Source organism: Variovorax paradoxus (genome assembly GCF_030811855.1).
In the GTDB taxonomy this organism is placed as follows: domain Bacteria; phylum Pseudomonadota; class Gammaproteobacteria; order Burkholderiales; family Burkholderiaceae_C; genus Variovorax; species Variovorax paradoxus_L.
This window is the reverse complement of record NZ_JAUSRN010000010.1, coordinates 130981-144504: the sequence shown is the minus strand read 5'-3', so window position 1 is coordinate 144504 and position 13524 is coordinate 130981. Positions and strand designations below refer to the sequence as shown.

General features: G+C 68.6%; 12 protein-coding genes. 8 read left to right on the top strand and 4 right to left on the bottom strand.

Going from position 1 to position 13524, the window contains the following annotated elements; genetic code table 11:
* Positions 1-59: 59 nt before the first annotated feature.
* The 6 genes from J2X92_RS19180 to J2X92_RS19155 all read left to right on the top strand — a co-directional run bounded on the left by J2X92_RS19180 (position 60) and on the right by J2X92_RS19155 (position 9145).
* Positions 60-653, top strand: a complete 594-nt coding sequence (locus J2X92_RS19180; protein ID WP_307577751.1) for a hypothetical protein — start codon at positions 60-62, stop codon at positions 651-653.
* Positions 650-1054 carry a hypothetical protein gene (locus J2X92_RS19175; protein WP_307577749.1) on the top strand — a complete coding sequence of 135 codons (405 nt, stop codon included), beginning with the start codon at positions 650-652 and terminating at the stop codon, positions 1052-1054. Before J2X92_RS19180 ends, J2X92_RS19175 begins: the two co-directional genes overlap by 4 nt.
* A 97-nt stretch (positions 1055-1151) precedes the next feature.
* Positions 1152-3233, top strand: coding sequence for an NAD(+) synthase (locus tag J2X92_RS19170; protein WP_307577746.1), 2082 nt, complete (start codon positions 1152-1154; stop codon positions 3231-3233).
* A gap of 88 nt (positions 3234-3321) precedes the next feature.
* The gene (locus J2X92_RS19165; RefSeq protein WP_307577744.1) at positions 3322-4434 is read left to right on the top strand and encodes a ligase-associated DNA damage response exonuclease; all 1113 of its coding nucleotides are present in this window, start codon (positions 3322-3324) and stop codon (positions 4432-4434) included.
* Positions 4431-6086: an ATP-dependent DNA ligase gene (locus J2X92_RS19160; RefSeq protein ID WP_307577742.1), complete on the top strand. Its 1656-nt coding sequence runs from the start codon at positions 4431-4433 to the stop codon at positions 6084-6086. The genes J2X92_RS19165 and J2X92_RS19160 overlap by 4 nt, the downstream gene beginning before the upstream one ends.
* Before the next feature lie 410 nt (positions 6087-6496).
* A complete protein-coding gene (locus J2X92_RS19155) occupies positions 6497-9145 on the top strand; it encodes a ligase-associated DNA damage response DEXH box helicase (RefSeq protein ID WP_307577741.1) in 2649 nt (882 codons plus the stop codon).
* A 15-nt stretch (positions 9146-9160) separates the two neighbouring features.
* Here J2X92_RS19155 and trxC read toward each other — a convergent pair whose 3' ends face one another.
* Entirely contained in the window at positions 9161-9610 is a 450-nt protein-coding gene (trxC, locus tag J2X92_RS19150; RefSeq protein WP_055808025.1) for a thioredoxin TrxC, read from the bottom strand.
* A 77-nt stretch (positions 9611-9687) separates the two neighbouring features.
* On the opposite strand from trxC, the gene pdeM reads away from it, so the two are divergent.
* Complete coding sequence (pdeM, locus tag J2X92_RS19145) at positions 9688-10377, top strand: ligase-associated DNA damage response endonuclease PdeM (protein ID WP_307577739.1); 690 nt, start codon at positions 9688-9690, stop codon at positions 10375-10377.
* A gap of 255 nt (positions 10378-10632) precedes the next feature.
* Here pdeM and J2X92_RS19140 read toward each other — a convergent pair whose 3' ends face one another.
* The 3 genes from J2X92_RS19140 to J2X92_RS19130 are packed head-to-tail and all read right to left on the bottom strand — an operon-like array spanning position 10633 to position 12710.
* Positions 10633-11157 carry a TPM domain-containing protein gene (locus J2X92_RS19140; RefSeq protein ID WP_307577737.1) on the bottom strand — a complete coding sequence of 175 codons (525 nt, stop codon included), beginning with the start codon at positions 11155-11157 and terminating at the stop codon, positions 10633-10635.
* 2 nt (positions 11158-11159) lie between these two features.
* On the bottom strand, positions 11160-12095 hold the full coding sequence (locus tag J2X92_RS19135) for a TPM domain-containing protein (protein ID WP_307577736.1): 936 nt from the start codon (positions 12093-12095) through the stop codon (positions 11160-11162).
* Positions 12096-12107: 12 nt separating this feature from the next.
* Positions 12108-12710, bottom strand: a complete 603-nt coding sequence (locus tag J2X92_RS19130) for a LemA family protein (RefSeq protein ID WP_307577734.1) — start codon at positions 12708-12710, stop codon at positions 12108-12110.
* 46 nt (positions 12711-12756) lie between these two features.
* On the opposite strand from J2X92_RS19130, the gene J2X92_RS19125 reads away from it, so the two are divergent.
* Positions 12757-13524: a hypothetical protein gene (locus tag J2X92_RS19125; protein WP_307577732.1), complete on the top strand. Its 768-nt coding sequence runs from the start codon at positions 12757-12759 to the stop codon at positions 13522-13524.

The following is a 13524-nucleotide window of genomic DNA, read 5'->3' as shown; positions in this document are numbered from 1 at the left end:
TCGCGATGCCCCGCCGACCGCGGCGGACCACGGGTGCGTTCGATCGAAGGGAAACGCGTATGGATGCCGTCAACACGCAGACATGGTTGGTTCTGGCGATCGTCGTGATCCTCGTACTGGTCGCGCTGGCCGTGATCCTCTATCAGCGAAAGCGACAGTCCCAGCAACTCGAGGAGCGCTTCGGCTCGGAGTACGGGCGCCTCGTCAGGGAACTGGGCAACCGCTCGAAGGCCGAGGCCGAGCTCAAGAGACGCCAGCAGCGCGTCGAGGGGCTGCGCATCGTTCCGCTTGCGCCGGGCGAAGGCGCCAGGTTCAGCAAGGCCTGGAACAGCCTGCAGGCCGAGTTCGTCGACAACCCCCAGGGGGCAGTGGCTCAGGCGGACGAACTGGTGCGCGAGCTGATGCTCAAGCGCGGCTATCCCATGGGCGACTTCGAGCGCCGAGCGGCCGACATCTCCGTCGACCATCCTGCCGTGGTGAGCAACTACCGCGCTGCACAGGACATTCGGGCGCGCAACCTGCGCGGCGAAGCCGACACAGAGGAATTGCGCAAGGCGCTGGTGCACTACCGGGCGTTGTTCGATGACCTGCTCGAGGTGAGAGAAGTCGAACGGGAAAGAATGCCGGCACGGCCGGTGGAGGTCCGATCATGAACCGTGAATCGACCCAGGCAGACCGCGCCATCGCGCCGGACGACTTGGACCAACGCCCCATGCCCGAGACGAGGGCGGCCGAGACGAGGGCGGCCGAGACGAGAGCACCCGCCAGGAGTGAAGACGACTCGCTGGAGCCGCTTTTCTCTCCCGATGCGGCGCGAGACTTTCGCGCCAGCTGGGATGCCGTGCAGATCGGCTTCGTCGACGATCCGAAGCAGGCGGTGCGCCAGGCCGATCAGCTGGTCCGCCAGGTCCTGGATGACCTGGGTCAGACCTTCTCCAGCGAACGCAACGCGGTCGATGGTGGAACGGACACGGCAAATCAGGCCTCGACAGAGAACCTGCGCCTGGCCCTGAGGCGCTATCGCTCCTTCTTCCAGCGCCTGCTGTCGCTGTAGTGGCATGCGTGCCGGGCCGCGGCCATGGCCGTCGGCCTGAGCGCTGCAGCAGCGCGCGGTCGTGACCGCTTGCGCCGGCTGCTCCACAATCCGGTTCATGACCGAGCACGAGTTCTCCAATCCCTACACCCACGGCTTTGCGCGCCTCGCCGTGGCGGTGCCACGCAACCGCGTGGCCGATCCGGTATTCAACGTCGCCGAGACCATCCGCATGTATCGCGAGGCCGCCGCCGACGGCGCGGTGCTGGTCGCCTTTCCCGAGCTGGGCCTCTCGGCCTATACCTGCGACGATTTGTTCCACCAGGCGGCGCTGCTCGATGCCTGCGAGCGCGCGCTGCTGGAGGTCGCCGCGGCCTCGCGGGACACCGGCGCAGTGGCCGTCGTGGGCCTGCCGCTGCGAGTGGACCACCGACTCTTCAACTGCGCCGCGGTGGTCGCGGGCGGCCGCGTGCTGGGCGTGTTGCCCAAGACCTACCTGCCCAACTACGGCGAGTTCTATGAAGGCCGGCAGTTCAATGGCGCCGACACCGCGCTGTCGACCGAGGTCGAACTCGGCGGCGAGCGCGTGCCCTTTGGCGCCGAGCTCCTGTTCCAGTCGCGGCAGATGCCTCTCTTCAAGCTGCACGTCGAGATCTGCGAAGACGTGTGGGTGCCGATTCCGCCCTCGAGCTACGCCGCGCTGGCCGGCGCGACGGTGCTGGTCAATCTCTCGGCCTCCAACATCACGATCGGCAAGGCAGACTACCGGCATCGGCTGGTCAGCCTGCAATCGGCGCGCTGCCTCGCGGCCTATCTTTACTCGTCGGCCGGCATCGGCGAATCGACCACCGACCTGGCTTGGGACGGGCAGGCGCTGATCTGCGAGGGCGGCGACATGCTGGCCGAGAGCGAACGCTTCAGCAACCGCTCGCACATGATCGCGGCCGATGTCGACCTGGAGCGCCTGTCGCGCGAACGCATGCGGCAGAACAGCTTCGGCACCTCGGTGCAGAAGCACAAGAGCATGCTGGCGGGCTGGCGCACCGTCGAGTTCGATCTGGCGCCGCCGCGCCAGGTGCCGCGCGGCCTGCTGCGTACGGTGGAGCGCTTTCCCTACGTGCCATCGGATCCGGCGCGGCGCGACGAACGCTGCGGCGAGGTGTTCAACATCCAGGTGCAGTCGCTGGTGCAGCGGCTCGAAGCCAGCCACATCGACAAGCTCGTGATCGGCGTCTCGGGCGGGCTCGATTCGACGCACGCGCTCCTGGTCTGCGCGCAGGCCATGGACCGGCTCGGCCTGCCGCGCGCCAACATCCTCGGCTTCACCATGCCGGGGTTCGCCACCAGCGGCCGCACCCTGGCGCAGGCGCACCGGCTCATGACCAGCATCGGCTGCACGGCGCGCGAGATCGACATCCGCCCGAGCTGCCGCCAGATGCTGGAAGACCTCGGCCATCCTTTCGGACAGGGCGTGCCGCAGTACGACATCACCTTCGAGAACGTGCAGGCCGGCGAGCGCACCAGCCACCTGTTCCGGCTCGCCAACCATCACAACGGCATCGTGGTCGGCACCGGCGACCTGAGCGAACTGGCGCTGGGCTGGTGTACCTACGGCGTGGGCGACCACATGTCGCACTACAACGTGAACGCGAGCGTGCCCAAGACGCTGATCAAGCACCTGGTGCATTGGGTCGCGGCCACCGAGGTGCTGGGCGCCGACGGCAGCGCCGTGCTGCGCGACATCCTGCTGACCGAGGTCAGTCCCGAGCTCATTCCCGATGACGCGAAGAAGGATGCGGCCGGCGAATCGTCCAAGCAGCCCGGCCAGCGGACCGAGGACGTGATCGGCCCCTACGAGCTGCAGGACTTCCATCTCTACTACATCCTGCGCTATGGCTTCAGGCCGACCAAGGTCGCATTCCTCGCTCACGCGGCCTGGGGCGACCGCACGCGCGGACGCTGGCCCGAGAACGACCTGCAGCCGGCGCGCAACGAGTACGCGGTGGCCGACATCAAGCGCCATCTCGGCACTTTTCTCTACCGCTTCTTCAAGATCAGCCAGTTCAAGCGCTCCTGCGTGCCGAACGCGCCCAAGGTCGGCTCGGGCGGTTCGCTGTCTCCGCGCGGCGACTGGCGCGCGCCGAGCGACTCGGAAGCGGAGGTCTGGCTCGAGGACCTGAAGCGCGTGCCGGAGCGCTGAGCGCAGAGCGGCGAGTAGGCTCGCGCCGACACAGCTTCGCGTCGGCCCGTCTGCGCGAAGAGCGGGGTGCGGGCCTACGATGTGCGCCATGCCCGACGACCTGGTCATCGCCCGCCCCGAAGGCCTCTATTGCCCGCCGGGCGATTTCTACATCGACCCCTGGCGGCCGGTGGCGCGCGCCGTCATCACGCACGCGCACTCGGACCACGCGCGCATCGGCCATGCGCACTACCTGGCGCACACCGACAGCGCGGGCACCTTGCGCGTGCGCCTGGGCAGCGACATCGCATTGCAGACGCTCGGCTATGGCGAAGCCATCGAGCACCACGGCGTGCGCGTCTCGCTGCATCCGGCCGGCCACGTGCTGGGCTCGGCGCAGGTCCGGCTGGAACACGGCGGGCGCGTGTGGGTCGCCTCGGGCGACTACAAGACAGAGCCCGACGGCACCTGCGCGCCCTTCGAGCCCGTTGCTTGCGACACCTTCATCACCGAATCGACCTTCGGCCTGCCGATCTACCGCTGGCCTACGCAGGCCGCGCTGTTCGCTGAGATCGACGCCTGGTGGCGCGGCAACGCGGAGGCCGGCCGCGCGTCGGTGCTGTTCTGCTATGCCTTCGGCAAGGCGCAGCGCATCCTGCATGGCGTGGACACCACCATCGGGCCGATCGTGGTGCATGGTGCCGTCGAGCCGCTCAACGCGGTGTACCGCGCCGCGGGCGTGGCCTTGCCCCAGACATTGCGCGTGACCGACCCGGGTGTCGATGCCGCGCTGCTCAAGCGCGCACTGGTGCTGGCGCCGCCCTCGGCGCAGGGCACACCGTGGATGCGCCGCTTCGGCAACTACGCCGACGCTTTCGCGAGCGGCTGGATGCAGCTGCGCGGCACGCGCCGCCGGCGCGGCGTGGACCGCGGCTTCGTGATGTCCGACCACGCCGATTGGCCCGGCCTGCAGCAGGCCATTGCCGGCACGGGTGCCAGCCGGGTGTTCGTGACCCACGGCAGCGTGGCGGTGATGGTGCGCTGGCTCACCGAGAACGGATTGGAAGCGCAGGGCTTCAAGACCGAATACGGCGATGAGGACGACGAGGAAACTCCCTCCCCTTCCGGGGGAGGGTTGGGGAGGGGGCAAGTGGCGCTCGACGCGGACGCTGGCGGCCCCCATCCCAGCCTTCCCCCGGGAGGGGAAGGAGCAAAGGCATGAAGGACTTTGCGGCGCTCTACCGCGAGCTCGATGCCAGCACTTCGAGTCTTGCCAAGCAAGCCGCGCTGCAGCGCTACCTGCGCGAAGCCGACCCTGCCGATGCGGCATGGGCCGTGTACTTCCTGGCCGGCGGCAAGCCGCGCCAGCTCGTGCCCAACAAGCTGCTGCGTCTGCTCGCGCAGGAAGCGGCGGGCCTTCCCGAATGGCTCTTCGACGAGAGCTACGAAGCGGTCGGCGACCTGGCGGAAACCATCTCGCTGCTCTTGCCGTCGCCCACCGAGGCGCACGATCTCGGCCTTGCGAGCTGGGTCGAGGAGCACCTGCTACCGCTGCGGGATGCAGGCAAGTCGGCGCCCGACGAACTGCCCACGCGGCTGCGCGCGCAGTGGCGGCAGCTCGCGGCCGAAGAGCGGCTGGTGTACTTCAAGCTCATCACCGGCGCATTCCGTGTGGGCGTGTCGAAGCTGCAGGTCACGCAGGCGCTCGCGGCGGTGGGCGGCATCGATCCCAAACGCGTGGCGCAGCGGCTCATGGGCTACACCCACATCGGCGGCCGGCCGCGGGCGGAAGACTATCGCGCGCTGATCGCGCCTGAGTCGGGTGCGGAGCAGGTGCAGAAGACCAGCGGGCAGCCATATCCGTTCTTCCTCGCGCACGCGTTCAACCTGCCGCTCGAACAGTTCGATGCCGTGCTGGGGCCGCCGGCCGACTGGATCGTCGAATGGAAATGGGACGGCATCCGCGCGCAACTGGTAAAGCGCGCAGGCGCAGTGTGGCTGTGGTCGCGCGGCGAAGAACTGGTGACCGAGCGCTTTCCCGAACTTGCCGTGCTGGGCGACGCGCTGCCGGACGGCACAGTTCTAGACGGCGAAATTGCCGTCTGGCGCGAGGACAGGGTGCAGCCCTTTGCGGAGCTGCAGAAGCGCATCGGACGCAAGACCCTGGGCGCGAAGCTGCTGCGCGAAATTCCGGTGGTGCTGCTGGCCTACGACATCCTCGAATGGGAAGGGCGCGACCTGCGTGTGCTGCCGCAGTCGGAGCGCCGGCTGCTGCTCGACGAACTCGTCACGCGCGTGCAGCATCCGTCGCTGCTGCCCAGTCCGATGCTCACGGGCATCGAGTGGAGCGATCTGGCACGCCAGCGCGAAGCGGCTCGCAGCATGGGCGTGGAGGGCATGATGCTCAAGCGCCGCGACGCACAGTACGGCGTGGGCCGCACCAAGGACGTGGGCGTGTGGTGGAAGTGGAAGATCGATCCGCTCAGCATCGACGCGGTGCTGATCTATGCGCAGCGCGGCCATGGGCGGCGCGCGAGCCTCTACAGCGACTACACCTTCGCCGTGTGGGACGGCCCGCCCGAACAGGATGACCGCAAGCTCGTGCCCTTTGCCAAGGCCTATTCGGGCCTGACGGATGCCGAAATGGCGCGCGTGGACGCGATCATCCGCAAGACCACGGTCGAGAGCTTCGGTCCGGTGCGCAGCGTGGAGCCCACGCTGGTGTTCGAGCTCGGCTTCGAGGGCATCGCACGCAGCACGCGCCACAAGAGCGGCATCGCCGTGCGCTTTCCGCGGATGCTGCGTTGGCGCGAGGACAAGCGGGTGGCGGAGGCTGATACTTTGCAGACGCTCGCCGCGTTGTTGCCGTCATGACAGCTGATCCGGACCCCGCATTTCTCCCTCCCCCTCTGGGGGAGGGCAGGGGAGGGGGCAAGCGGCGCATCAACGATCAGCCGCTTGTCGAAGGCCGCGTGCCCCCATCCCAGCCTTCCCCCGGAAGGGGAAGGAGCAAGACAGAAGACCACCCAACCGAGCCGTCGGTCCCCGCATTTCTCCCTCCCCTCCCGGGGGAGGGCAGGGGTGGGGGCAAGCGGCGTATCAACGATCAGCCGCCCCTCGAAGGCCGCGTGCCCCCATCCCAGCCTTCCCCCGGAAGGGGAAGGAGCAAGAGAGAAGACAACCCAACCGAGCCGTCGGGCCCCGCATTTCTCCCTCCCCTCCCGGGGGAGGGCAGGGGTGGGGGCAAGCGGCGTATCAACGATCAGCCGCTTGTCGAAGGCCGCGTGCCCCCATCCCAGCCTTCCCCCGGGAGGGGAAGGAGCAAGACCACCGTCAAGGCGGCGCTCGATGCATGGTTTGCCGCGCGCGGCTGGAGGCCCTTCAAGTTCCAGCGCGAGGTGTGGAAAGCCATCGCCGAAGGCAGGTCCGGCATGCTGCACGCCACCACCGGCGCTGGCAAGACCTATGCGGTTTGGCTCGGCGCGCTGCAGGTGTTCTCGCAAGCCCGGAAGGAAACCGCGCGGCCCGCGTCCCCGCCGCTCACCGTGCTGTGGCTCACCCCCATGCGCGCGCTCGCGGCTGACACGCTGCGCGCGATCAAGCAGCCGCTCGAAGCTCTGGGCGCCGAGGTGCACCCCTGGAGCGTCGGCGCGCGCAGCGGCGACACCTCGTCGGCCGAGCGCGCCGCGCAGAACGAGCGCCTGCCGACCGTGCTCGTCACCACGCCCGAGAGCCTGTCGCTGCTGCTCGCGCGCGCCGATGCAAGCGAGGTCTTGGGCCGCGTGAAGATGGTGGTGGTCGACGAATGGCATGAGCTGCTCGGCAACAAGCGCGGCGTGCAGGTGCAGCTGGCGCTTGCGCGGCTCAGGCGTTGGAACCCGGGGCTCGCGGTCTGGGGCATGTCGGCCACGCTGGGTAACCTGCAAGAGGCCATGCACGCATTGCTCGGCGATGAAGAGGGTGTGCTGGTACAGGGCCAGGTGCCCAAGAAACTGGTCGTCGATTCGCTGCTGCCCGGCCGCGCCGAACGCTTTCCGTGGGGCGGCCATCTGGGCCTCACCATGCTGCCGCAGGTGCTCGACGAGATTGCCGCCAGCAGCACCACGCTGGTGTTCACCAACACGCGCTCGCAGTCGGAGATCTGGTACCAGGCGATGCTCGAGGCGCGTCCCGAATGGGCCGGAATCATTGCGCTGCACCACGGCTCGCTGGACCGCGCGGTGCGCGAGTGGGTCGAGCTCGGCCTCAAGAACGGCGAGCTCAAGGCGGTGGTCTGTACGTCGAGCCTGGACCTGGGCGTGGACTTCCTGCCGGTCGAACGCGTGCTGCAGATCGGCTCGCCGAAGGGCGTGGCACGGCTGCTGCAGCGCGCGGGACGCTCGGGGCATGCGCCGGGCCGGCCGTCGCGGGTCACGCTCGTGCCTACGCACAGCATCGAGATGGTCGAAGGCGCCGCGGCGCGCGCGGCCATCGCGGCCGGCCACATCGAAGCGCGCCACACGCCGGCGCAGCCGCTCGATGTGCTGGTGCAGCATTTGGTGACGGTGGCGCTGGGTGGCGGCTTCATACCCGACGACCTGTATGCGGAAGTGCGCGGCACCGCTGCCTATGCCAACCTGTCGCAGGAGAGTTGGGAATGGTGCCTGTCCTTCGTGTCGCAGGGCGGGCCTTCGCTGGCCGCCTATCCCGACTACCGCCGTGCCGTGCCCGATGCCGAAGGCGTTTGGCGCGTGCCGGATGCGCGGCTCGCGCGGCGCCACCGCATGAACATCGGCACCATCGTGAGCGACGCCAGCATGGCGGTGCAGTACATGGGCGGCGCAAAGATCGGCAGCGTCGAAGAAGGCTTTGTCGCGCGCATGAAGCCCGGCGACTGCTTCCTGTTCGGCGGCCGGCTGCTCGAACTCGTACGCATCCACGACATGACGGCCTGGGTGCGGCGCGCCACCGGCAAGCGCGCCGCGGTACCGCGCTGGAATGGCGGGCGCATGCCGCTGTCGACGACGCTGGCCGATGCGGTGGTGCAGCAGCTCGCACTCGCCGGCGAAGGGCGCTATGAATCGCCCGAGCTGCAGTGCGTGCGGCCGTTGCTGGAAATTCAGCAGCAATGGTCGGCCTTGCCCACGCCGCAGACCCTGCTGGCCGAAACGCTCGTCACGCGCGAAGGCTCGCACCTGTTCCTCTATCCCTTTGCCGGGCGGCACGTTCACATGGGGCTCGCGAGCCTCCTGGCCTGGCGCGTGGCGCAACACGATGCGCGAACCTTCTCCATCGCGGTGAACGACTACGGTTTCGAACTGCTGAGCGCCACGCCGGTCGACTGGCCTGTGCTGCTGCCGCAGGTGCTGCGGCTGCCGCAAGGCGACGATGCGCATGCGCAGTTGCTGCACGAGGTGCTCGCGTCGCTCAACGCGGGCGAGCTGGCGCAGCGCCGCTTTCGCGAGATTGCGCGCGTCTCCGGCCTGATCTTCCAGGGCTACCCTGGCGAGAAGCGCAGCAGCAGGCAGCTGCAAGCCTCGTCGTCGCTGTTCTGGGAGGTGTTCCGCAAGTACGACCCATCGAACAAGCTGCTGCTGCAGGCCGAGCAGGAGCTGCTCGCGCAAGAGCTCGAGATCAGCCGCCTGCGCGCGAGCCTCGAGCGCATGGCGAATCAGCAGCTGGTATTGAAGACGCTCGAGCGGCCCACGCCGTTCTCGTTTCCGCTCATGGTCGAGCTGTTCCGCGAAAAGCTGTCGAACGAGAACGTGGCCGACCGCATTGCGCGCATGGTCGAGCAGTTGGAAAAAGCCGCAGGCGGCGTGGTCACGGCCGGCGGGATCGAACGCGTGAAGAGCACGCTCGCGTTCGGCCAGGAAGGGCCGGGCAAGCCGCCCGCGCCGCAGCGCCAGCGCAGGCCGCCCTCACGTCGCTCGCGGCCTTTGCCGCCGCTGTGAAGCCAGCCGCCCGGCTCAGCCCGCGCCGTGCGACTTGACCCAGCGCACGATGTCCGCCGCGCCCATGGCACCGGCCTGCCGCGCCACTTCGCGGCCGCCGCGAAACAGCGCCAGCGTCGGAATGCTGCGGATGTTGAAGCGCGCGCCCAGGTTGGGCACGGCTTCGGTGTCGACCTTGGCCAGCCGCACCCGCGGTTCCAGCTGTGCCGCAGCCTGTTCGTAGGCCGGTGCCATCTGGCGGCACGGGCCGCACCAAGGCGCCCAGAAATCGACCAGCACCGGAATCTCGTTGCGTGCGATGTGGCGGTCGAAGGTCTTTTCGTCCGGCAGCGCGGTCGAGTGGCCGGTGAACAGCGGCCGGTGGCAGCTGCCGCAGTCGGGCGCGCTGCCCAACTGCGCCGCGCGCACGCGGTTGGTGGTGTGGCAATGCGGGCAGACGATGTGCAGCGGAGGCGTTTCGGTCATACCGAAAAACTGGGGCTTGCGGGGTGAATTGCAAGTCGGCTGCCGTTCCCTCCATCTTTTGCGACACTCGTTGCCCCGTGACCGCCCCTGACCTTCGTCTTTCCACATCGGCGCTCCAGGTCCATTGGGCCGGCGAGCTGCTGCATCTGCTGCCGGAGCGCGCCATCTGGTGGCCCGCCGGACATGTGCTGTTCATTGCCGACCTGCACATCGGCAAGGCAGCGACCTACCGCACGTTCGGCCAGCCGGTGCCGGGCGGCACCACGCAGCAGAACTTGGCCCGGCTCGATGCGCTGATCGCGGAGCACGCGCCAGAGCGCCTCGTGTTTCTCGGCGACTTCCTGCATGCGGCGCAGGCGCGCACGCCCCAGGTGCTTGCGGCGCTGGCCGCCTGGCGCGCCGCGCATGCGGCCATCGGAATGACTCTGGTGCGCGGCAACCACGACAGCCGCGCAGGCGACCCGCCCGCCGCGCTCGGCATCGAGGTGGTTGACGAGCCGTATCTGCTCGGCCCCTTTGCCTGCTGCCACCATCCGCAAACGCACGCCACGCATTTCGTGCTGGCCGGGCACCTGCATCCGGTTTGCCGGCTGCACGGGCCGGGGCGCGACAGCGTGCGGCTGCCCTGTTTCGCGAGCGATGCGCAGCAGGCCGTGCTGCCGGCTTTTGGCGAGTTCACAGGAGGATGGTTGATGGAGCGGGCGCCGGGGACGCGCTTCTACGCGGTGGGCGGCAAGACAGTGTGGGCCTTGCCTGCATCGGATTGAGGGATTTGCTCCTTCCCCCTCTGGGGGAAGGCTGGGATGGGGGCGGGCAGAGCGTGCCCTGTGGCAACGCCGCTTGCCCTCACCCCAACCCTCCCCCGGAAGGGGAGGGAGAAAAGAATGCCGCCATCGGCCTGAGGGATTTGCTCCTTCCCCCTCTGGGGGAAGGCTGGGATGGGGGCGGGCAGAGCGTGCCCTGTGGTAACGCCGCTTGCCCCCACCCCAACCCTCCCCGGGAGGGGAGGGAGGAAGTCAAAGTCAAAGAACGACGGGCGCGTCCGGCAGTTCGTTGGTGTCGGGCTGGTTCTCCGCCAGCGGAAAGTGCGTCACCAGCAAGGCCGACATTTCTTCCAGCGCCTGCGTGAGCCCATCTTCGAAGCGGCCTTCGCGGAATGCCGTGCCCATGCGCTGCGCCATGGCGGTCCATTCGGCGTCGTCCACGTGCGCGTCGATTCCGCGGTCGGCCACGATCTCGATCGCATGCTCGGCCAGCAGCAGGTAGATGAGCACGCCGTTGTTGTGCTCGGTGTCCCACACGCGCAGCTTGCCGAAAAGCGTCACGGCACGCTCGCGCGCCGACGCGTTCCGCCGCAGGTAGGACAAGGGCAGGCCCGCCTCCACGCAGATGCGGATCTCGCCGCTGTGGCGCCGCTCGCTCGCGGCCACGCGCGCCGCCAGGCGTTCCATGGCGGCATCGGGCAGCACGCGCCGCACATCGGCCTCGTCCATCCACTGGTGGCGCCAGATGCGGCCGAGCTTCGAAAAGAGCGTTGCTGCAGCCATGCCTACCAGTCCCCCGAGGCGCCGCCGCCCCCGAAATCGCCGCCGCCGCCGGAGCTGAAGCCACCGCCGCCGCCGCTGCTGCTCCCGCCGCTGCTCCAGCCACCTCCACCTCCACCGCCGCCCCAGCCACCAAAGCCGCCGCCCCCACCGCCGCGGCGCCCCGCGCCTGCCGTGGCCGCGGCCGAGAACAGCGACACCATGAGGGCGACAAAGCCCGCCAGCACCGCGATGACCACGCTGGTCGTGAGAAAGAAGGCCACCGCGCCGATGCCGCCGCCCATGACCACCGATCCCAGCTTCTTGCCGACGATCGAGCGCACGATGGGCGCCGCGATGAAGACACCAACGAACAGGAAGATCGCAAGGTTCTCCCAGTCGATTCCGTCACTGCCGTCTTGGTCCTTGCCGCTGGCAGGCGCCGGTAGCGCCTCTCCATCGACCAGCCCGATGAGCCGGGCCACCGCTGCATTGAGCCCGCCCGCAAAGTCGTTATTGCGAAAGCGCGGCTTCATCTCCTCGTCGATGATGCGGATGGCCGCGAGGTCGGGCACCGCGCCTTCGAGCGTCTTGGCCACCTCGATACGCATCTTGCGGTCGTTCTTGGCCACGATCACCAGGATGCCGTCGCCGACCTCCTTGCGCCCGATCTTCCAGGCGTTGCCCACCCGGTTGGCATAGCTCGCAATGTCTTCGGGCTGCGTGGTGGCCACCATCAGCACCACGATCTGCGAACCCTTGCGCTGCTCGAAAGCGGCCAGCTTGGCTTCGAGATCGGTGCGCTCGGATTCGCCCAGAGTTTGCGTCTGGTCGATCACCCGCGACGTGAGCGTGGGCACCGGCAGCAGGTCCTGCGCCCAGGCGGTGGGCGCAAGGCCCGCCCAAGCCATCGCCGCCAGCAGCACGGCGGCCAGCGCACGGCGGATCAGGGCAAGTGCCATCGGACCCGCGGCTTATTTCTTGGGGGCGCTGAAGTCGACTGTGGGAGGCGTCGAGATCTGCGCTTCGTTCTGCACCGAGAAGTTGGGCTTGGGGTCGTAGCTGAAGATCTTGGCGGTGATGTTGGTCGGGAAGCTGCGTGCCAGCACGTTGTACTTCTGCACGGTCTCGATGTAACGGTTGCGCGCCACGGTGATGCGGTTCTCGGTGCCTTCGAGCGTCACGCGCAGGTCGCGGAAGGCCTGGTTGGCCTTCAGCTCCGGGTAGCGCTCCGCCACCACCATCAAACGCGACAGCGCCGAGGAGAGCTCGCCCTGCGCCTGCTGGAACTTGTTGAAGGTTTCCGGGTTGTTGAGCGTCTCGGGCGTGACCTGGATCGAGGTGGCCTTGGCGCGCGCCTCGATCACCTTGGTGAGGGTGTCCTGCTCGAAGCTGGCTTCGCCCTTCACGGTGGCCACGATGTTCGGCACCAGGTCGGCGCGCCGCTGGTACTGGTTGAGCACCTCGCTCCAGGCCGACTTGCTGGCCTCGTCGAGCGACTGGAATTCGTTGTAGCCGCATCCGCTCAGGGACAGGGCCGCAGCAAGAATCAGGAACCAGCGTTTCACGATCGACATTTGCATTACCTCCGCAGAATTGCCGGAAGGTAGCATAGATGTCTCCATGGCCATCGATCCACTTCAAGCGCTGCAGGCGGCCAACCGCCCGGGCGTTTCCGTGGCCGCCGCCAACTCCGCCAATGCCGGCACGCTGCTGATTGCCGGCGCGACCGGCGCCTTGGGGCAGGAGCTGCTGCGCCGGCTCGCGGGCAGCCATCGTTTCGCCCATGCGCGCGTGTTGTCGCGCGAGCCCATTCGAGACGGCATGCGGGGCGTCGAAAGCTGCCTGAGCCCCGACCTCCCGATCGCGCAATGGCCGCTCACCTCGGCCGACACCGCGGTGATCGCCTTCGACCCGCCGCGGATGTACCACGACCGCGAGCGTGCGCTCTGGGTGCCACAGCCTTCGGACCTGCCTGAACTCTCGCGCTGGCTGCGCGCCTGCGGCGTGCGAACACTGGCCATCGTGCAGCCGCACGACCAGGGCAAGCTGCCCGAGGCGCTCAAGCGCGGCCTGGCGAGCCTCGACGAGCAGGCGGTCGTCGCCAACGGCTTCGACCGCGTGATCCTCGTGCGTTCGGCGCGCAAGCCGCTGAACGCGAAGTTCGCCAACCCTGCGGAAAGGCTCGCGGCCTGGATGCTGTCCATCGTGCGCTTCATGGTGCCCAGCAGCGAGCAGCCGGTGCGCGCCTCCAAGGTGGCCGAGCTGGTCGATGTCGCGCTGCGCATCGCGCCGCCGGGCGTGCACGTGGCGGCGCCCGAGGTCGTTTGGGAGTCCGCGCAGGGCGACATGCACGCCGTGGCCCGGCGCTGGCTGGGCCTGGCAGGCTGA

What these genes read in the sequence shown, in the direction of transcription:
- J2X92_RS19125 (WP_307577732.1), top strand. Translation starts at nt 12,757, where the DNA reads ATGGCCATCGATCCACTTCAAGCGCTGCAGGCGGCCAACCGCCCGGGC.
- J2X92_RS19135 (WP_307577736.1), bottom strand. Translation starts at nt 12,095, where the DNA reads ATGGCACTTGCCCTGATCCGCCGTGCGCTGGCCGCCGTGCTGCTGGCG.
- J2X92_RS19175 (WP_307577749.1), top strand. Translation starts at nt 650, where the DNA reads ATGAACCGTGAATCGACCCAGGCAGACCGCGCCATCGCGCCGGACGAC.
- J2X92_RS19130 (WP_307577734.1), bottom strand. Translation starts at nt 12,710, where the DNA reads ATGTCGATCGTGAAACGCTGGTTCCTGATTCTTGCTGCGGCCCTGTCC.
- J2X92_RS19165 (WP_307577744.1), top strand. Translation starts at nt 3,322, where the DNA reads ATGCCCGACGACCTGGTCATCGCCCGCCCCGAAGGCCTCTATTGCCCG.
- J2X92_RS19180 (WP_307577751.1), top strand. Translation starts at nt 60, where the DNA reads ATGGATGCCGTCAACACGCAGACATGGTTGGTTCTGGCGATCGTCGTG.
- J2X92_RS19160 (WP_307577742.1), top strand. Translation starts at nt 4,431, where the DNA reads ATGAAGGACTTTGCGGCGCTCTACCGCGAGCTCGATGCCAGCACTTCG.
- trxC (WP_055808025.1), bottom strand. Translation starts at nt 9,610, where the DNA reads ATGACCGAAACGCCTCCGCTGCACATCGTCTGCCCGCATTGCCACACC.
- J2X92_RS19170 (WP_307577746.1), top strand. Translation starts at nt 1,152, where the DNA reads ATGACCGAGCACGAGTTCTCCAATCCCTACACCCACGGCTTTGCGCGC.
- J2X92_RS19140 (WP_307577737.1), bottom strand. Translation starts at nt 11,157, where the DNA reads ATGGCTGCAGCAACGCTCTTTTCGAAGCTCGGCCGCATCTGGCGCCAC.